17 protein-coding genes and 1 pseudogene are annotated in these 18,697 nt (G+C 72.6%); 3 read left to right on the top strand and 15 right to left on the bottom strand.

The features are described from left to right. Window positions 1-173 precede the first annotated feature (173 nt). Window positions 174-1,646 (top strand): helix-turn-helix domain-containing protein, encoded by a 1,473-nt coding sequence (locus tag AB0L56_RS16135; RefSeq protein ID WP_365423718.1) that lies wholly within the window; start codon window positions 174-176, stop codon window positions 1,644-1,646. A gap of 5 nt (window positions 1,647-1,651) precedes the next feature. On the opposite strand, the gene AB0L56_RS16130 is transcribed toward AB0L56_RS16135, so the two are convergent. Beyond that, window positions 1,652-3,394: a pyruvate dehydrogenase gene (locus tag AB0L56_RS16130; RefSeq protein WP_365423715.1), complete on the bottom strand. Its 1,743-nt coding sequence runs from the start codon at window positions 3,392-3,394 to the stop codon at window positions 1,652-1,654. A 66-nt stretch (window positions 3,395-3,460) separates the two neighbouring features. After that, window positions 3,461-4,933: a protein phosphatase 2C domain-containing protein gene (locus AB0L56_RS16125; protein ID WP_365423712.1), complete on the bottom strand. Its 1,473-nt coding sequence runs from the start codon at window positions 4,931-4,933 to the stop codon at window positions 3,461-3,463. A 171-nt stretch (window positions 4,934-5,104) separates the two neighbouring features. On the opposite strand from AB0L56_RS16125, the gene AB0L56_RS16120 reads away from it, so the two are divergent. After that, window positions 5,105-5,587: a DUF456 domain-containing protein gene (locus AB0L56_RS16120; protein WP_361036795.1), complete on the top strand. Its 483-nt coding sequence runs from the start codon at window positions 5,105-5,107 to the stop codon at window positions 5,585-5,587. A 26-nt stretch (window positions 5,588-5,613) separates the two neighbouring features. On the opposite strand, the gene AB0L56_RS16115 is transcribed toward AB0L56_RS16120, so the two are convergent. From AB0L56_RS16115 to AB0L56_RS16095, 5 genes are all read right to left on the bottom strand, one after another. Next, window positions 5,614-6,120 carry a methylated-DNA--[protein]-cysteine S-methyltransferase gene (locus tag AB0L56_RS16115; protein ID WP_365423709.1) on the bottom strand — a complete coding sequence of 169 codons (507 nt, stop codon included), beginning with the start codon at window positions 6,118-6,120 and terminating at the stop codon, window positions 5,614-5,616. A 2-nt stretch (window positions 6,121-6,122) separates the two neighbouring features. Beyond that, window positions 6,123-7,511 (bottom strand): AlkA N-terminal domain-containing protein, encoded by a 1,389-nt coding sequence (locus tag AB0L56_RS16110; RefSeq protein ID WP_365423775.1) that lies wholly within the window; start codon window positions 7,509-7,511, stop codon window positions 6,123-6,125. A gap of 83 nt (window positions 7,512-7,594) precedes the next feature. Continuing rightward, entirely contained in the window at window positions 7,595-8,695 is a 1,101-nt protein-coding gene (gene rsgA, locus AB0L56_RS16105) for a ribosome small subunit-dependent GTPase A (RefSeq protein WP_365423706.1), read from the bottom strand. A 272-nt stretch (window positions 8,696-8,967) separates the two neighbouring features. Beyond that, complete coding sequence (locus AB0L56_RS16100; protein WP_365423703.1) at window positions 8,968-10,473, bottom strand: cellulose binding domain-containing protein; 1,506 nt, start codon at window positions 10,471-10,473, stop codon at window positions 8,968-8,970. 227 nt (window positions 10,474-10,700) lie between these two features. Next, window positions 10,701-12,023 carry a radical SAM protein gene (locus tag AB0L56_RS16095; protein ID WP_365423700.1) on the bottom strand — a complete coding sequence of 441 codons (1,323 nt, stop codon included), beginning with the start codon at window positions 12,021-12,023 and terminating at the stop codon, window positions 10,701-10,703. 154 nt (window positions 12,024-12,177) lie between these two features. Between AB0L56_RS16095 and AB0L56_RS16090 the strand changes: the two genes are divergently transcribed. Beyond that, window positions 12,178-13,434: a D-arabinono-1,4-lactone oxidase gene (locus AB0L56_RS16090; protein WP_365423697.1), complete on the top strand. Its 1,257-nt coding sequence runs from the start codon at window positions 12,178-12,180 to the stop codon at window positions 13,432-13,434. Window positions 13,435-13,450: 16 nt separating this feature from the next. Here the strand turns inward: AB0L56_RS16090 and AB0L56_RS16085 are convergent, their stop codons facing one another. The 8 genes and pseudogenes from AB0L56_RS16085 to AB0L56_RS16050 form a co-directional block, all read right to left on the bottom strand. Continuing rightward, window positions 13,451-14,209, bottom strand: coding sequence for an isocitrate lyase/phosphoenolpyruvate mutase family protein (locus AB0L56_RS16085; RefSeq protein WP_365423694.1), 759 nt, complete (start codon window positions 14,207-14,209; stop codon window positions 13,451-13,453). Continuing rightward, the gene (locus AB0L56_RS16080) at window positions 14,206-14,676 is read right to left on the bottom strand and encodes a hypothetical protein (protein ID WP_365423691.1); all 471 of its coding nucleotides are present in this window, start codon (window positions 14,674-14,676) and stop codon (window positions 14,206-14,208) included. Before AB0L56_RS16080 ends, AB0L56_RS16085 begins: the two co-directional genes overlap by 4 nt. A gap of 159 nt (window positions 14,677-14,835) precedes the next feature. Continuing rightward, a pseudogene (locus AB0L56_RS16075) lies at window positions 14,836-14,957 on the bottom strand (class II glutamine amidotransferase); the annotation flags it as partial. Between the two features lie 113 nt (window positions 14,958-15,070). Further along, the gene (locus tag AB0L56_RS16070; RefSeq protein ID WP_365423688.1) at window positions 15,071-15,508 is read right to left on the bottom strand and encodes a hypothetical protein; all 438 of its coding nucleotides are present in this window, start codon (window positions 15,506-15,508) and stop codon (window positions 15,071-15,073) included. A gap of 29 nt (window positions 15,509-15,537) precedes the next feature. After that, a complete protein-coding gene (locus AB0L56_RS16065; RefSeq protein WP_365423685.1) occupies window positions 15,538-16,002 on the bottom strand; it encodes an SHOCT domain-containing protein in 465 nt (154 codons plus the stop codon). Window positions 16,003-16,226: 224 nt separating this feature from the next. Continuing rightward, a complete protein-coding gene (locus AB0L56_RS16060) occupies window positions 16,227-16,424 on the bottom strand; it encodes a hypothetical protein (RefSeq protein ID WP_361036815.1) in 198 nt (65 codons plus the stop codon). Window positions 16,425-16,546: 122 nt separating this feature from the next. Then, window positions 16,547-17,071 (bottom strand): hypothetical protein, encoded by a 525-nt coding sequence (locus tag AB0L56_RS16055; protein WP_365423682.1) that lies wholly within the window; start codon window positions 17,069-17,071, stop codon window positions 16,547-16,549. Next, window positions 17,071-18,690: an MFS transporter gene (locus AB0L56_RS16050; protein ID WP_365423680.1), complete on the bottom strand. Its 1,620-nt coding sequence runs from the start codon at window positions 18,688-18,690 to the stop codon at window positions 17,071-17,073. Before AB0L56_RS16050 ends, AB0L56_RS16055 begins: the two co-directional genes overlap by 1 nt. Between the last annotated feature and the right edge of the window lie 7 nt (window positions 18,691-18,697).

The following is an 18,697-nucleotide window of genomic DNA, read 5'->3' as shown; positions in this document are numbered from 1 at the left end:
GTGCGTGCCAAGAGCATCGGCCGCCTCGGGGGCGGGCGCAAGCGTCGTCGCCGGATCCACCGGCATGGAACCATCCCAGCCCGTCCGACGTGCAGGTACATGGGGTGCCTGGGATGCCTGGGAAGCCGTCCCGGGGCCCCTCCGGGTCGGAGCAAGTGGGGGGTGAGGTGTCGGTGTCGGCACAGGACGACGTGGCTGAGTTCGCGGCGCTGCTGCGGGAGTTGAAGGAACACACGGACCGCAGCTACGGCGCGCTGGCCCGCCGCCTGAACATGAACACCTCGACGCTGCACCGCTATTGCGCCGGTGAGGCGGTGCCCGTCGATTTCGCCCCGGTGGAACGGTTCGCCGCGCTCTGCGGCGCGTCCCGCGCGGAACGCCTGGAGCTCCACCACCGCTGGCTCCGCGCGGCGGACACCCGACAACGCGCAACGGCTCCCGCCGCCGAGCCGAAGACACCGCCCCCTTCTGACCCCACGTCAACGGCGGACGCGTCCCCCGCCCCCGCCAAGGTCTCCGCACCCGCGACGGACACTGGGTTCGACGCGGGAACCGCACCCGGCACAAGTAACCCGCCCGACCGGGGCACCGCTGTCGAGAAGGCGGCCGGAGCGTCTGCCGCCGACGGGCGGTCCCTGCGTTCCGAGGCCGTGGAGGGCGGTGAGGTGAGCGGGCCCTTGTCGCAGGGGCACGGAGACCGGCGGCCGTGGTATCGGCGGCGTAAGCGGGTCGCCGTCGCCGTGGCCGCGGCGTGTGCGTTGCTCGCGACGGTGGGGAGTCTGTCCGCGCTGCCGGACGACCGGCGGCCGTCCGCCGGCAGGGAGGTTCCCGGCGCCCCGCCCCCGAACACGCTCACCACGACCGAACCCGCCGCGACGCCGCACAGCCGCACCCCCTCACCGACGCCCTCCGCTCCGGCGACCAGCACCGGAACCGGCGGCACCCCGTCGCCGAAGGCACGTCCGGGGGCCCCGGAGACACAGCGCGGCACTTCCGGACAACCCGGGCCGAAGGCACCGGCCGCTTCCGCGCCGCTCACCTGGTCCGCCGACTCCCATGTCTGGGCGGACGGATGCGGTCACGACTACGTCATCGCCCGCCCGCCCAAGCAGGTGCCGCCGCCTCCGGCTCCCCAGGACGCCCGGACGTGGGCGGAGGCGCAATCGGCCGTGCACGGGGGCGAGACGATGGTGGAGCTGTCGGTCCAGGGGACGTCCGGCACGGCCGTGGTGCTCACGGCCCTCCGGGTCCGGGTGACCGGCCGTGTCGCACCCGCCCCGGGGAACGCCTACGCCATGGACCAGGGCTGCGGCGGCGCCCTCACCCCGCGCTCCTTCCACGTGGACCTGGACAAGGACCGGCCCATCGCCCGCGCGGTCGCCGGGAACGACGCCGGTACGCCGATCCCCGCCGTGAAGCTGCCCTACACCGTCTCCGCGACCGACCCGGAAGTGCTGATCGTCACCGCCCGGACCCGTGACTGCGACTGCCGTTGGTACCTCGAGCTGGACTGGTCCTCGCAGGGCCGCACCGGCACGGTCCGCATCGACGACCAGGGCCGCCCGTTCCGCACCAGCGGTATCGCGGACCGGCCCCGCTACGAGTACGACACATCCGCCCGCGACTGGCGCCCACGCGCACAGTAAGCGCCCTATGGCCGGGGCACGTTGCGCAGGTTGGAGCGGGCCATCTGCAGCATCCTGCCCACCCCGCCGTCCAGTACCATCTTGGACGCGGACAGTGCGAACCCGGTCACCATCTCCTTGCTGATCTTCGGCGGGATGGAGAGCGCGTTGGGGTCGGTGACGACGTCGACGAGGGCCGGGCCCTTGTGCCGGAACGCCGATTTCAGCGCCCCGGCGAGTTCCTTCGGTTTCTCCACCCGTACCCCGTAGGCGCCGCAGGCGCGGGCGACCTCGGCGAAGTCGGGGTTCTTCATGGCGGTGCCGTGCGAGGGCAGACCGGCGACCAGCATCTCCAACTCGACCATGCTGAGCGAGGAGTTGTTGAACAGGACGACCTTCACCGGCAGGTCGTACTGCACGAGGGTGAGGAAGTCGCCCATCAACATGGTGAACCCGCCGTCGCCGGACATCGACACCACCTGCCGGCCCCGGTCGGTGAACTGCGCCCCGATCGCCATCGGCAGCGCGTTGGCCATGGAGCCGTGGGAGAAGGAACCGATCACCCGGCGAAGGCCGTTGGGCGAGATGTAACGGGCCGCCCAGACGTTGCACATGCCGGTGTCGACGGTGAACACCGCGTCTTCGTCGGCCATTTCGTCCAGTACGGACGCCACGTACTCGGGGTGGATCGGCACATGCTTCTCCACCTTCCGGGTGTACGCCTTCACGACGCCCTCGAGCGTGTCGGCGTGCTTCTTGAGCATCCGGTCGAGGAACCTCCGGTCGTCCTTGGTGCGGACCCGGGGCGTCAGACAGCGCAGCGTCTCCTTCACATCGCCCCACACCGCGAGGTCCAGCTTCGAGCGCCGCCCGATGATCTCGGGCCGCACATCGACCTGGACGATCTTCACGTCGTCGGGGAGGAAGGCGTTGTACGGGAAGTCGGTGCCGAGCAGGATCAGCAGATCGCACTCGTGCGTGGCCTCGTAGGCGGCGCCGTAGCCGAGCAGTCCGCTCATGCCGACGTCGTACGGGTTGTCGTACTGGATCCATTCCTTGCCGCGCAGGGCGTGCCCGACCGGGGACTTGATCTTCCCGGCGAACTCCATGACCTCCGCGTGCGCGCCCTTGGTGCCGGCACCGCAGAACAGGGTGACCTTCTCGGCCTGGTCGATCATGTCGACGAGGCGGTCGATCTCCGCGTCGCCGGGGCGGACCGTGGGCCGGGAGGTGACGAGGGCGGTCTCGGGGGCCTGGTCGGGCGCGGGTTCGTCGGCGAGGTCGCCGGGGAGGGAGACGACGCTGACCCCGGAGCGGCCCACCGCGTGCTGGATGGCGGTGTCCAGCAGCCGGGGCATCTGCCGGGTGCTGGAGATCAGCTCGCAGTAGTGGCTGCACTCACGGAACAACTGGTCGGGATGGGTCTCCTGGAAGTAGCCGAGGCCGATCTCGCCGGAGGGGATGTGCGAGGCGAGGGCGAGGACCGGGGCGCTGGAGCGGTGGGCGTCGTAGAGGCCGTTGATGAGGTGCAGGTTGCCCGGCCCGCTGGAGCCGGCGCAGGCGGTGAGCCGGCCGGTGACCTGCGCCTCGGCGCCGGCGGCGAACGCGGCGGTCTCCTCGTGCCGGACGTGGATCCAGTCGATGGCGGCATGGCGGCGCACGGCGTCGACGACCGGGTTGAGGCTGTCGCCGACCACACCGTAGAGGCGCTTGACTCCCGCGCGGGTGAGGATGTCGACGAACTGTTCCGCGATGTTCTGTCTGGCCATGGGTTCCGTCTGCCCCTCCGGTGTCGAAGATGCCTGACGGGTTCCATGAATTCACACCGGGCGCTCTCACGCCTCCCAGACGCCGACGGCCGTGCGGTCGTCGGCGTACCCCTTCACCCGTACCTGGGTGTCGGCCAGGAACGCGGCGAGGCCCGGCGGTCCGGGGCGGGACCACCGGTCGGCCAGGTGAGCGCGGAGTTCCTCCTCGCCCCGCAGCGGGTCGGCGAGACCGGTGCCGCACATCAGCAGCGTGTCACCCGGGCGGGCTACGGAGGCACGGAAGCGGAACGGTTCGCGCGGGGGTTCGGGGGCGGGCTCGTACGGGCTCGGGGGTGTGGGGATGCCGAGGTCCATGGTGAGGCGGTCGCCGTCGGGGGTTTCGGAGGGCGGCGAGCCGAAACCGACCACGGGTTCGCCCTTGACGTCGGCGACCTCCGGTTCGATGTCCTGCCACTCGCCGTCCCGCAGCCGGAACAGACCGCCGGGGCCGACGCCGAAGAAGACCCGGGTGCGGCAGGCCGGGTCGGCGGGCAGGAGCAGGCAGCGCAGGGTGGCCGCGTAGACGTCGGGTTCGAGGCCCTGCTCGGCCGCGCCGGCGCGGAGCCGGCCGAGGCTGCGGTCGGTGAGGCGGTGCAGGCCCGACTTGAGGTCGCCGCGCCGGGCGGCCCTGATGTCGTCGACGAGGCGGTCGTGGCTGCGTCCCACGGCACGGCCGATCCAGCGGCAGGCCTCGGCGGCGGCCAGATGCGCCCGGGGCGCGGTCCGGGTGCCGGTCGCCAGCGCGACGAGGAGCAGCGCCCGCTCGCCCGTCCCGAACCGTGCGGTGAGCAGCGCGTCGCGGCGCGGCTCGCCCCGGTACCGCGCGGAGTCACCGCGCACGGACGCGGCCCGCAGGGTGCAGGCGCCGTACCGGGCGCCGTCGAGCACGGTGTCCGGCGTCAGGTCGTCCAGCTCGTCGGGGTCGGCGGCGGGCAGGGCGGTGGGCTCGGCGTCGTAGGTGGGGGGCCGGGAGCCGACATAGCCGCGGGAGGGCGGGGGCGGGGGTGGTTGCAGGCGGGAGGGGCGGGGGGCGGCGGGGGGCCGTGCGTCCTCGGGTTCCGGGGTGGCGGGGGTGTCGGGGGCCTCGGGGGACGTGGTGGGAAAGGGCGTCCAGGTGCCGAAGGTCATGGGCGGCAAGGGCGGCGGTTCCTGCGGGGTGGCTTGGTCCGCGTCCTGGCGCGTCCGGCCGCCGCTCCGGTCCGTGTGCCCGGGGGGCCGGTGGGGCCTCGGTGGGAAGGTCACCGGGCCCGGGGCTGTGGCGGGCGGAGGTTCCCAGGGGGCCTGGGAGGGCGGGGCGGGCGTCGCGCGGGGTGCGGGGATCCTCGTCGTCGGCGCCGGAGTCGGAGTCGGCCCGGTGTTCACCGTGCCGGACGCCGAGGCGAAACGGTCGTCCAGGGAATCGGGCGCCGGTGAGGGGCCCGTGTCACCGGCGGCGGCGTCGTACAGCCGCCGCCACCAGTCGTCCTCAGGACCGGTGGGCCTTCCCCCCTGCTGACTCATGCCCCCAATTGTCGCCCGCACGGGCCGGTTGAAAACGGGGCATCCGGAAAATCTCCGCCCGGCGGCGCACACCGGACGGCCGCTCGGGTGAACCCCGGGACGGCTGTGCGACGGGGGGTGAAGCGGGCGTTCCGTTCTGCACCGGGGCCGGGCCTCCGGCACCCTGGACAGATGGGAGCATGGGACCTCCTGCTCACCGGACTGGTGCTCCTGCTCGGCCTGTGCGGAGTGCTGCTGCCAGGGGTGCCCGGGTCGTGGCTGGTGTGGGCCGGGGTCCTGTGGTGGGCGCTGAAGGATCCGCAGCCCGTCGCCTGGTGGGTGTGCGTGGGGGCGACCGTGGTGCTGTTCCTGTCCCAGGTGGTCCGCTGGGCCCTGCCGCCCCGCCGGCTGCGGACGGGCGGCGCCGACGCGCGCATGCTGGGGTACGCGGGCGGCGGCTCGCTCCTCGGTTTTGTGCTGGTGCCCGTGGTCGGCGCGGTCCCGGGCTTCCTCGGCGGTCTCTACCTCTACGAACGGCTCCGGCTGGGCCGCCGCAGGGAGGCGGCCGCGGCAACGCGGACGGCGATGCGCTCGTGGGGCTGGAGTGTGCTGACGGAGCTGTTCACCTGCCAGCTGATCACGGCGGCGTGGCTGGGCGCGGTGTTCTGGGGCTGAGCCCCAACGCGCCGGGACTGCGGCCTTCAGGGCCGCAGTGCGCCCTCGTGGGTCAGCAGCCGCACCTTCCGCTCCAGTCCCCCCGCGTACCCGGTCAGCGAGCCGTCGGAGCCGATCACCCGGTGACAGGGGCGGACGATGAGCAGCGGGTTCGCGCCGATCGCCCCGCCGACGGCCCGTACAGCGGGCCGGGAGGCGCCGATCCGGGCCGCGATCTCGCCGTAGGAGACGGTCGCCCCGTACGGAACGTCGTCGAGGGCGGCCCACACCTTCTCCCGGAACGGTGTGCCGACGGCGTGCAGGGCCAGCCGGAACTCCTTGAGCTCACCGGCGAAGTACGCGGCGAGCTGCCGCTCGGCCTCGCGGAACGGCCCCGGATCGCGCCGCCAGTCGTCCCGCACGGTGCGCCCGCCCTTTTGACCGGGCACGGAGAGCGAGGTCAGCTCGCCGGTCGGGGCGGCGGTGAGCAGCAGCGCTCCGACGGGGCTGTCCACCCGCGTCCAGTAGGTCGGCGTGGTGATGGTCGTCGTCATGGTTACTCCAACTCCCCTGCGGCACGCAGGTGGTTCAGGGCGTACGAGCGCCAGGGGCGCCAACTGTCGGGGGTGTCCGGTCCGGGCGGGGCCACGTCGGGGTCGCCGAGGGCGCGGGTGCGGATCGTGGCGATGGTGCGTGCGTCCAGGCCGGGTACGGCGGCGAGGGCGTCCCGGGCTTCGTCGCGGTCGGCGCCGGGGCCGAGGCGTACCGTGCCGTCGGCGAGGGCGGCGGTGAGCGCGCCCAGCGGGCCCTCGGGCTCGGCCTCGGCGAGGACACCGGGTTCGGGGAAGAGGTGAGTGAGGGCGCCGCAGGGGGCGTCGAGCCGCTTGCCGTAGCGCAGGACCAGGGCGGCCGCCTCGTCGCGGCCGGTGAGCGCGCGCACCGCGAGTTCGTCCGGGTCGGCGGCTCCCGGTGAGCGCAGCCCTGGCCGGGCGGCGACGAGGGGGGCGAGCCGGGCGTCGGCGCCGAGGCGCGCGTCGACGGCGTACGGGTCGGCGTCCAGGTCGAACAGCCGCCGCAGCCGCTGTACGGCGGTGGTCAGATCGCGGGGGTCGGTGAGGTGTACGCGTGCGTCGAGCCAGCCACCGGGGTGGGCGCCCGTTCCGGAGTGGTGGCGTTCGCCGACGGCGGCGATGCCGGTGCCGTAGGGCAGTCGCAGGGTGCGCCGGTAGGTGCGGTCGCCGGGGGCGCCGCTCACCTCCTCGACGCCCGGGACCGCCTCGCGCTCCAGCAGGTCGAAGACGCATCCTGCCTGGTAGGGGCCGCGGTGGGCGAGCCGCAGGGGGATTCCGGCGGAGGGCGTGGCGGTCCGTGCGGCGGTCCGGCCGGCGCGGGGCGCGGACGCCCGCAGCCCGCTGGGTGTGGTGGCGTACACGGACCGTACGGTGTCGTTGAACTGGCGGACGCTCGCGAAACCGGAGGCGAAGGCGATCTCCGTGACGGGCAGCCCGGTGGTCTGCAGGAGCACCCGCGCGGCGTGGGCCCGCTGGGCCCGGGCGAGTGCGACGGGCCCGGCGCCGAGCTCGCCGGTGAGCTGCCGCTGCACCTGGCGGGCGCTGTAGCCGAGCCGTGCGGCGAGCCCGGCGACGCCCTCCCGGTCGACGACGCCGTCGGCGATCAGCCGCATCGCCCGGCCCACCATATCGGCCCGCACGTTCCAGTCGGCGGAGCCGGGCACGGCGTCCGGGCGGCACCGCCGGCAGGCCCGGAAGCCGGAACCCTGCGCGGCGGCGGCGGTCGTGAAGAAGCGCACGTTGTGCCGCTTCGGCGTGACGGCGGGGCAGCTCGGCCGGCAGTAGATGCCGGTCGTCTCCACGGCGAAGAAGAACGCCCCGTCGAACCGGGCGTCCCGGCTGCGCACCGCCTCGTACCTGCTGTCCTCGTCCATCACACCGCCCAGTCTCCGCCATCCGGGAAACCCCGGCTGGCGGAAATCGGACATCGCGGTAGCCCAAGGCAGCTCGGCAGGCCCTACCGCAGGCGCCCCCGCTTGGCCTCCATCGCCGCCTTGCCCATCGCGCCCTTGCGCTTCCAGTCCTTGCGGATCTCCGCGCGGAGCCGCGCGTCGGTCTTGGCGACGATGTACTGGTTCTCCCGGAGCAGCTTGCGGTAGCTGTCCAGGCGGCGCTGCGGCAGCTCCCCGTTCTCGAGGGCTTCGAGGACCGCGCAGCCCGGCTCGCTCTCGTGGGCGCAGTCGTGGAAGCGGCAGCCCTCGGCCAGCTCCTGGATCTCGGCGAATACCTGGCCGACGCCGGTTCCGGCGTCCCACAGGCCGACGCCCCGCAGTCCCGGTGTGTCGATCAGGACTCCCCCGCCGGGCAGCGCCAGCAGGTTGCGGGTGGTGGTGGTGTGGCGGCCCTTGCCGTCGATGTCCCGGATTGCCTGGACCTCCATGACGTCCTCGCCGAGGAGCGCGTTGGCCAGGGTGGACTTGCCGGCGCCGGACTGCCCGAGCAGGACCGTCGTACCGCCCGCCGTGATGGCGGCGAGCACGTCGATCCCGCCCCCGTCCCTCGCGCTGACCGTGAGCACCGGCACGCCCGGGGCGCTGGTCTCCACGTCCTGGACGAGATGCGCGCGGGTGACCGCGTCCGGCACGAGGTCGGCCTTGGTGAGCACGACCACGGGCTCGGCCCCGGACTCCCAGGCGAGCGCCAGGAAGCGCTCGATGCGGGCCAGGTCGAGTTCGACGGCGAGCGAGACGGCGACCACGGCGTGGTCGACGTTGGCGGCGAGGATCTGCCCCTCGGAGCGCTTGGAGGAGGTGGAGCGCACGAAGGCCGTACGGCGCGGCAGATACGCGCGGACATAGCGGGGGTTGCCGCCGGGTTCGACGGCGACCCAGTCGCCCGTGCACACGACCCGCAGGGGGTCGTGCGGGGTGACGAAGGCGGTGTCGGCGCGCAGGAGCCCGCCGGCGGTGACGACGTCGCACTGGCCGCGGTCGACACGGACCACGCGCCCGGGCAGCAGCCCGTCCGCGTCGTAGGGGGCGAACGCTTCCGCCCAGGCGTCGTCCCAGCCGTACGGGACGAGCGCGGAGGAAGCGGAGGAAGGAGAGAGGGAGCTCAAGGGGTGACCCTTCGGGCGGGTGGCCCCGGCGGCCGTGCGTACGCGGACACGTACGGACGTGAAAAGGGTGAGGTCAGCCGGTGGCCACGGAGGTGGATATGACGGATTCCCGTATGCGGACAGCGTCCAGCGCAAAGACAGTCATCGGTCGACACCTCCTCACTCCGTGAATGCTCCGGTACGGCGGCGCGCGGCCGCCGTGCGATCTGCGGTCACAGTAGCCCGCGGCCGCCCCGGGCCGTCAACCTGTTTTTTTCCCGCGTGCCCCGGCGTCAGACCGTCGTGCAGGTCCGGCCGTTGAGCGTGAAGCCGGCCGGCGGGCCGTTCGTGCCGCTCCAGGAGGCGATGAAGCCGAAGGCGAGCTGTCCGCCGGCGGCGACCGTCCGGCCGTAGTTGTCGGGGGCGGTGGCGGTGACGTGGGAGCCGTCCTGGCGCACCGAGGCGTCCCACATCTGGGTGATCTGCTGGCCGTCCTCGAAGGTGAAGCCGACGCGCCAGGAGTCCAGCGGGTCCCGCGTGGTGACGGTGACGGTGGCCTCGAAGCCGTCGGGCCACTGGTTGGCCAGGTCGTAGTCGACCCGGCAGGCGGCGGGCGCACCGCGGTCAGCGGTCGCGGTCGCGGCGGTGGCGGAGGAGGTGCCCTGGGGTTCGGGGTCGGGGTTCTTCCGGTCCGGTGTGGCGGAAGGGGTGCGTCCGGCGGACTTCCGGGTGGGAGCCGGGGAGCTCGGGGAGGTGTCGTCAGCGGCGACCGTGGGGGTGGACGGCAGGGAGGGTTCGGCGCCGGCCACGGGCCGGCGGTCGGCGTCGGAGCGTGCCGCGGGGTCGTCGGCCGTGTCGCCGAAGGGCATCAGGGAGGCCGCGAGGGCGAGCAGGGAGACGAGGCCGGCGGCGACGAGCAGTCCGTGCCGAGCGACGGGTGTCCTGCGGGACGCGTCCGCCGGGTCGCCGGTGTCCGCGTCGGACGGGTCCGGGCGGCCGGCGCCGAGGCGCACCTCGGCGGCGCGGCGGCGGCGTTCCAGATAGGCGAGTCCACCCCAGCCGATGACACCGCCGGCCAGTGCCCCGGGCAGTCCGCCGTCGTACAGGCGCAGGCAGGCGGCGGCCTCCGCGCACTGGTGGCAGGTGGCGAGGTGCCGGGAGAGGTCGCCGGGGGTGTCCGTGTCCGCGGCGGGCGACCGGGTGACGGCGTCGAGGAGCCGGGCGTAGCTGCGGCACTCGGCGTCCATCGGGGAGTCGAGGTGGTTGCGGTGGCAGCGGTCCCGGAACACACGGCGCACCTGGGCGAGTTCGTCGGTGACGGTGGCGGGGTCGAGGCCGAGCCGGCGGGCCACCAGGGGCAGCGGCAGGGCCTCCGCCTCGGCCAGCCACAGCAGTTCGGCATCCGCCTGCTGAAGGTCGCGCAGTCCCCGTACGCCGACCGGGCGTTGTAGCGGCGGGCCGGTGTAGCGGGCGGCCTGGTCGGAGTGGAGCCACAGCCGCAGGTCGGGGTCGAGTTTGTGTCCCTGTCCCGCTTCCTCCCAGGCGGCCGCGGTGGTGCGAACGGCCGTCAGCAGCAGGGGTATTCGGGGCAGTCTCGACGAGCGGCGTCCGGTGCCCCGTACGGTTCCCTGCTCGGCCGCGCGCAGTTCGCCGATGCCCTGGGCGAAGGCCTCGCGGGCCAGTTCGGCGGCGGCGGTGGATCCCGCCGTGCACAGGTCGGCGTAGGAGAGCACCGCGTCCCAGCACTCGGAGAACAGTGCCGCCTCGCTGGCGTCCTGGGGGCTCGGCAGGTCGGGCATGAGACTCCTGCATCACGTACGAAGTCAACTCGCCAAAGTCGGCGTGGAGTTGGGGGAAACCTCGCGGCAGTGGCCGAGCTTTTCACGTCCTCGACATAACTGACAAGCGCCGTCTTCACTTTCTGTGGCGGTGTGGCCACCCCTCGCGGTGAGAATACGCAAGGAAGGCCGGAACGTCTCGGTTCCGGCCTTCCGAAGGTGCGTGGGACGGGCTGCGCGCCCCGGGATCAGACGGTCCCGGCGGGCTCCTGTGCGGGCAGGCTGTCCATGAAGGAGCTGACGGAGAACACCGCGTTGCCGGGTCCGGGCGGGCCGTACCCGGGGGGCGAGGACAGCCCGAAGTCCTCCATGGTCTGCCGGTACGCCTGGAGCAGCCGGATGTGGTACTCCAGCGGGGCGCCCTGCGGGTTGGCCTTGCCGAGCGGGGTGGTCGGCTCCGGGCACCAGGTGGTGAAGCGGGGCGTGATGCCGTGCGACATGAAGAAGCGCAGGCCCTCGGTGGTGGAGTCGATGGCCTCGTCGACCGTCTTGAAGCCGAAGGGCTCGGCCATCTCCACGCCCGCGACGAAGTTGGGGATGACGTTGCGCGCGCCGAAGATCTCGGCGGAGTCGAGGATGCGCCGGTGCCACTCGTCCCGGCCGACGTAGCGCTCCTTGCCCGGGCAGTACATCTTGAACAGATACTCGTCCCACACCTCGTAGTTGGGGTGGTAGATCTGCACGCCGTAGTCCTTGAAGCGCTGGACGTCGTCCTTGGGCAGCGCCTGGGCGACGACCTTGCCGATCCAGCGGCCGGGGAAGCGCTCCTCGATGGCCTTGGCGTAGTGGCCGTAGAAGTCGGCCTCGTCACGGCCGGAGACCGTCTTGGTGATGGCGCCGCCGGTGAGGGTGTAGGCGGTGGAGGCCTTCGCCGTGTCGTACCGGTCGATGATCTCCAGGGCCTCGAGGACCTCCTCGACGTCCTTGACCCCGGTGTAGGGCCGGCCGGCCGCCTTGTGCTGGCGCCAGTTGTGGTTGATGTCGCAGTACTGGCACTCCTCCTTGGCGCCGAAGTACTGGCAGACCCGGAAGACGGTCAGATAGATCAGATAGCCCCACTGGATGGTGGGGGCGACCTCCATCACCGACTTCCCGTTGGACAGCTTGTGCCGGTAGTACTCCGGCATCGGCGGCACGCCGACGTCGGAGATCCGCTTGCCGTCCAGGTACAGGCCGAGCATGCCGTGCTCGTCGGCGGCGACCCGGTACGGGGACGAGGGGTTCACCCGGACGGACACCACCGTGCGGCGCAGGTCGTAGGGGCCACCCGTGAGGACGATCTCCTCCGGCGGCCGGCGCAGCGCGGCCTCGCCGAGCTCCGGCAGAGTGCCGTGGTCGAAGGAGAAGATGAAGTACGACTTCGGCTTGACCTCGCCGCTCTCGTTGTCGCTGAGGGCGGACGGGTCGAAGGCCACGCCGCCCCGGAGCAGGTCCTCCTTGAAGACGGCTTCCCGCGGCACATGCGGGAACCGCTCCATCAGATCCTCGACCAGCGCGGTACGGCTGCCCATCTAGTGTCTCCTCCCGGGTCGGACGTACGACTCCTCACGGTATGCCCCCGCTGGGGCGTCCGGTGTGCCGGGTCCCCCCACGTGGCGCGGACCACTCCCCAGGTAGGTTCCGACCGGGGCCCATTTCGGCCCCGGTGGCCGGGAAGGACGTGGGATGACCGAGACCGTGACCAACTGGGCGGGCAACATCACGTACGCCGCCAAGGAACTGCACCGCCCGCGCAGCCTGCACGAGCTGCGCGGTCTGGTCGCCGAGAGCCCGCGGGTGCGGGCCCTGGGCAGCGGGCACTCCTTCAACGAGATCGCCGAGGCCGGCGGGGACGGCGTCCTGCTCTCCCTCGACGCAATGCCCCCGGAGATCGACGTGGACACCACGGCCCGGACGGTACGGGTCGGGGGCGGCGTGCGCTACGCCGAGTTGGCGCGGGAGGTGCACCGGCACGGGCTGGCGCTGCCGAACATGGCCTCGCTGCCGCACATCTCGGTGGCCGGCTCGGTCGCCACCGGCACGCACGGCTCCGGGGTCGGCAACGGGCCGCTCAGCTCGTCGGTGCGCACGGTGGAGATCGTGACGGCGTACGGCTCCACGGGGCGTTTCACCCGGGGGTTGTCCAACTGGTTCGGCGGCGCGGTCACCTCGCTGGGCGCGCTCGGTGTGGTCACCTCGCTCACCCTGGACCTGGAGCCGGCCTTCGAGGTCGAGCAGCACGTGTTCACCGAGATGCCCCTGGAGGGGCTGGACCAGGCCGCGTGCGAGACGGTCATGTCGGCGGCGTACAGCGTGAGCCTGTTCACCGACTGGCGGGAGCCGGGCTTCCGGCAGGTGTGGGTGAAGCGGCGCACCGACCAGCCGCCCGTGGACATGCCCCTGGCCGCCCCGGCGACCGAGAAGATGCATCCGGTGCCGGGAATGCCCGGGGTGAACTGCACCGAGCAGTTCGGGGTGCCGGGGCCCTGGCACGAGCGGCTGCCGCACTTCCGGGCGGAGTTCACGCCGAGCAGCGGGGCGGAGCTCCAGTCGGAGTATCTGATGCCGCGCAAGTCGGCCGTCGCGATGCTGCGCGCGCTGGACGGCATCCGGGAGACGATCGCGCCCGTGCTGCAGACCTGCGAGGTGCGCACCGTCGCCGCCGACGACCAATGGCTGAGCCCCTCCTACGACCGGGACACGGTGGCCGTCCACTTCACCTGGATCGAGGACACCCGGACGGTGCTCCCCGTGGTCGCCCGGGTCGAGGAGGCGCTGGCGCCGTTCGACCCGCGGCCGCACTGGGGAAAGGTCTTCACAATGCCCGCGGCGGTGCTGCACGCCCGCTACCCGCGTCTGCACGACTTCCGCGCCCTGGTCCGCGACATGGACCCCGACGGCAAGTTCACCAACGCCTTCGTGCGGGACGTGGTCGGCAACTGATGGTTCGGTCCCGGGCCTACCGGCTGAGCCTGCGGATCTCCTCGTACGACGGTGTCGTCGCCTCCGGGACCGTGCCGCCCGACCGAATCGCGGCCGCCGCCTCCACCGCCGCGCCCAGTGCTCGGCGGTACAGCAGGGAGCCGAGGCTGACGCGGCGGACGCCGAGGTCGGCGAGGTGGGCGACGGACGGACCGGCGGGCGAGTGGAGGATGTTGAGGGGGACGTCGTCCAGGGCGCGCACCAGGCCCGCGATTTCCCGGGGGTCGGTGAGGCCGGGGACGAAGACGCCGTGGGCGCCCGCGTCCCGGTAGGCCTGGGCGCGGGCGAGGGTGTCCTCCGGGTCGCCGTCACCGAGCCAGTGGGTGTCGGTGCGGGCGTTGACGAAGAGGCCGGGAGCCGCCGCGCGGACGGCGGCGATCTTCGCGGTGTGCCGGTCGGCGGGCCCGAGTCCGTCCTCCAGGTTGATGCCGGCGGCGCCCAGGGCGTACAGCTCCCGCGCGAACTCGGCCACCTCGTCCGGGTCGTCGCTGAAGCCTCCCTCCGCGTCCACGGACAGCAGCAGGGGCGCCGGGCCGAGGGCGCGCGTGAGGTGCAACGTCTCGGCCCGGGTGGCGGCCGCGCCGTCGGGGAGTCCGGCCGCCGCGGCGACGCCCAGGCTCGTGGTGCCGACGGCCCGGAAGCCGTGCGCGGTCAGGAGGAGCGCGGAGGCGTGGTCCCAGGCGTTGGGGAGCAGCAGGGGTTGGTCCGTGTGGTGGAGGCCGGCGAAGGCGGTCACGACATGTCTCCCACGGCGTCGGCGTAGTAGACGGACTCCTGGACGTGACGGGCGAGTTCGCGGAAGCTCCAGCCCGTACCCGGTGAGTGGTCGAGCTGCTCGTCGGTGAGCGAGTCGAGGCGGTTGGCCCAGATCCTCGCCAGCCGGGTGAGGCGGCTGCGGGCCTCGTCGAGGTCCTCCGGGGTGAAGGGGGCGAGGTCGGCCTCGGTGGTGACCAGGGAGGCGTGCCAGCGGTCGGGCTGCGTCTCCTCACCGGCGAGGCGTGCCTCCATCTCCGCGAGGTGGTCGATCAGGTGGTCGGCGACGCGGCGGATCGCCTTGTGCGGGGTGTAGACGCGGCCGTCGACGTGGACGGGTTCGCCGTTCCAGTGGGTCCAGGTACCGGCCAGCGCGAGGACATGGTCCACCATGCCGGTGACGGCCGTGGCGGGACGGGCGGGGGCGAAGATCTGCGTGCTCTCGGTCATGGGGGAACGCTAGAAGCGGGACGCTTCGGCCCCGGCCGAAGTGTCCGTGCCCCGGTGGGCTACACGGGCGAGCGGGGAAACGACGTGCCCGGCGATCTCCCGCGGTTGCGGTCGCTCCAGCCGGTCCGATGTCCCCGGACGACGGCGGGGTCCCGCCTCGTCCGGCACGTGCCAGCCGACGCCGAAGCCGTCACCGCTGGTGGTCTCGACGCCCATCCTGGCGTGCAGACACTGATCGATCAGTTAGTGCCCGGCTTGCAGAGGATGCTGTCGAGGAGGATCGGCGTGCCCGAACAGGCGCGCCAACGGCAGCGGGACCGTCGTTCCCGGCGCCCCCGTCACGGACCGCGCCCCACCGCGTACCCACTCGGCACGCATGGGACGCGGACCGCGGTCAGTGCTCCGAGCGGCTGCCCGAACGCGCGACGCACAGGGCCCAGATGATGAATCCGGAGAAGGCGATCATCACGACGGACCAGATCGGGTAGTACGGCAGGGACAGGAAGTTGGCGATGATGAGGAGTCCGGCGATCAGCACGCCGGCGATACGGGCCCAGAGGGCTCCCCGGACCAGGCCGAGGCTCACCAGCACGGCGATGGCGCCGAGCACCAGGTGGGTCCAGCCCCAGCCGGTGAGGTCGAACTCGAAGACGTAGTTCTGCGTCGTGACGAAGACGTCGTCCTCGGCGATGCCCATGATGCCCCGCAGGATGTCGAGCACTCCCACGATCATGAGCGAGACGGCGGCGAAGACCGTCAGTCCCTCGGCCCATTGCCGCTTCGCCGACGGCGCGTGCGCGCGACCTCCGTGGGTCGGGTGTGTCGCTGTCATGACCGATGCCTCGATTCGGTGTCGTGCGGTCAGCGCCCTGCGGACGAAGCGAACGGACCGTGCTGGTCCGCCGGGCCGTGGCCGCTGAGGATCAGTTCCTTGGCCCTGCGGAACTCGTCGTCCGTAATGTCGCCCCGGGACTTGAGCTCGGAGAGCCGGGCGAGCTCGTCGACGGTGCTGGGACGTCCGCCCTTGGCTGTCTCACGGACGTAGCTGTCGAACACCTCCTGCTGCGCCCGCGCCTGCGCGATCTCCCGGCGCCCCATCTCCCTGCCACGGGCGATCACGTAGACCAGGACGCCCAGGAAGGGCAGGAGGGCCGTGAACACCAGCCAGCCGGCCTTGGCCCAGCCGCTGAGTTCGTCGTCGCGGAAGATGTCCATGACGACCCGGAAGAGCAGGATGAACCACATGATCCACAGGAAGAAGACCAGCAGGGTCCAGAAGGCGCTCAACAGGGGATAGTCGTACGCGAGGTACGTGGCACCGCTCATCTTCGTTCTCCGTCCCGGGCGTGCGCCCGACCTGTCTTGCCGCCCCTTGTCTCAGCGTCCGCTCACCGGATTCCCGCTGCCTCACCCGGCACGGGTGATCCGGCCGGGGCGCGGGCGCGGTGGGATGGGCGGCGAGCAGTCGTCGTCCACGGTGCGGCCGCTGGGTGCCGCCGTCCGGCCGGGCCGGGTGCGCGCCGAGAGCCCCTGACGCGCCGGTCGGGCGTTCACTCCGGCACCTGACGCATTTCCAGTACGCGCAGGCCGAGGGACTGGCAGCGGGCCAGCAGCCCATACAGATGGGCCTCGTCGACGACGTGTCCGAACAGCAGGGTCTGCCCCGACATGGTGACGTGGTCGAGTTCCGGAAAAACCTTGATCAGCGGTTCCGAGAGATGCCCCTCCACACGGATCTCGTAGCGCATGAGCCGCTCCCCGGGTGGCTGGAACAGGCGGACCGCGCCCGTACCCGTCCATCGTCCGCCCGCGGGCGGCGTCCCGGTTCACCCCGTACAGGTGAGGGGCCGCCCGTCGCCTGCCGTGGCGCTCACTGTTTCAGCCAGAGCTTGCCCGAGAGGATCACCAGGCCCAGCACCAGGTTGACCAGGGCCGACAGCACGATCAGGCGCCTGGTGGCACCGGCCGAGCGGGCCGCCGCCACCGACCAGCCCACCTGCCCCGCCACGGCGACGGACAGCGCCAGCCACTGGCCGCCCTGCACACCGAGACCCAGCACGGGGGCGACGCCCACGGCGACCGCCGGCGGCACGGCGGCCTTGACGATCGTCCACTCCTCCCGGCACACCCGCAGCACGACGGCACGGTCCGGGCCGCGCTGCGCCAGCCGCGCCCCGAACAACTGCGCGTGCACGTGCGCGATCCAGAACACCCCGCCGGTGAGCAACAGCAGCAGCACCAGCTCCAGTCGCGGGAACGAGCCGAGCGTGCCGGCCCCGACGATCACCGACGCCGCGAGCATGGACCCGTAGACGCCGCCCGTGTAGTCGGCGTGCGTCCCGTGCCCGGAGGCTCGTGGGGCCGGCTGGGGCGCTGTGGTGCCGGGGCCGGCCATCACGGCTTCTTCCGGCCGGACCGGTCCGGCACGTCGGTCCCTGGGCGCTCGGACGCCGGGCCCGGCAGGCGGGGTGTGACGAGGAAACTGGCGAAGGTGATACCGCCGGTCGCCAGGATCGCCGCCTTCAGCCCGTCGAGCTGCGCCGACGCATAGGACTCCGTCACGGCCTCCACCTCGCCCGGCGGCAGTCCGGCACGGGTGGCCGCGTCGCGCACCTGTCCGGTCGGGACGAAGGTGACCCCGGCCTGCAGGGCGACGCCGACCTGCTGCCTGGCCTCCTGGGACAGCCGGGCGTCGGCCTCGACATGCGAGGTGAAGGCGTGCGCGAGGGAGCCGACGAGCAGCGAGCCGATCAGCGCGGTGCCGAGGGCCGAACCCAGGTTCTGCGCCGTGTACTGGAGCCCGCCGACCTCGCTGCGCTCGTCCTCCCGCGCGCTGGACTGGACGACGTTGCCGAGCTGCGAGGCGAACAGCCCCATGCCGACGCCGAGCAGGGCCATCGCCCCGGCGAACTGGGCGTCGTCGATGACCGGGTCGATGGTCGCCAGCAGCCACACGACGGCCGCCGCCACGGTGACCAGGGCCAGCCGGACGATCCGGCGGGGTCCCGCCAGGCGTCCCAGGCGGGCCGCGCCCAGCGAGGTGACCAGCATGGTGGCGGACACCGGCAGCAGCCTGAGCCCCGTCTCGAAGGCGTCGAAACCCTGTACGACCTGGAGGTACAGCGGGATGGTGAAGAACAGGCCCAGCAGGATCAGGTTCTGGCTCACCAGCGACATGAGGCCGGAGCCCAGGGCCGGTCGGCGCAGCAGGGACAGATGGACCAACGGATCGTCGCCGCGCTGGTCCCGGTGCCGCTCCCACCGGCGGAAGACCGCGAGGACGGCCACCCCGGCGGCGATCACGAACAGTGTCGGCGCGAATCCGAGGACGGTGAAGGGCGGGTTGCGCGGCTGCACCCAGCCCCATGTGCCGCTCTGCAGGACACCGAGCACGCCGAGGGCCAGTCCCGCCGCCGAGAGCACGGCACCGACCCCGTCCAGCCGGGGGCGGACCCCGGCCCTCGGTTCCTCGGTGATCGCGCCGCGCAGGAGCAAAACGGCCAGGACGACCACGACCTCTCCGGCGAAGACCAGCCGCCACGTCAGATACGTCGTCACCCAGCCGCCGAGCAGGGGCCCGACGGCGATCCCCGCTCCGGCCAGTCCGCCGACGACACCGTAGGCGACGGCCCGGTCGCGGCCCCGGTAGGACTCCGCGACGAGCGCCGCCATGGCGGGCAGGACCAGCGCGGCGCCGAGTCCTTCGATGACCGACCAGCCGAGCACGAGGACCCACAGCGTGGGAGCGACGGCGGTCAGCGCCGAACCCGTGGCGTATACGACGAGACCGCCGAGGAAGACCCGCCGCCGTCCGAGGATGTCCCCCAGCCGCCCTCCGATGATCATGAACGCCGCCATGACCAGCGCGTACAGAGTGATGACGGCCTGGATCGCGGTGACCTCGGTGTCGAAGTCGTCGACCAACTGACTGATGGAGACGTTCATGACGGACGTGTCGAGGACCATGAGGAACTGCGCGGTCCCCAGAACGATCAGCGCCCGCCAGTGCTTCACGGCGTCC

The organism is Streptomyces sp. NPDC052079, assembly GCF_040680275.1.
Taxonomy (GTDB): Bacteria; Actinomycetota; Actinomycetes; order Streptomycetales; family Streptomycetaceae; genus Streptomyces.
Note: the sequence above shows the minus strand (reverse complement) of the source record. Positions and strands in the feature narration are given on the sequence as shown.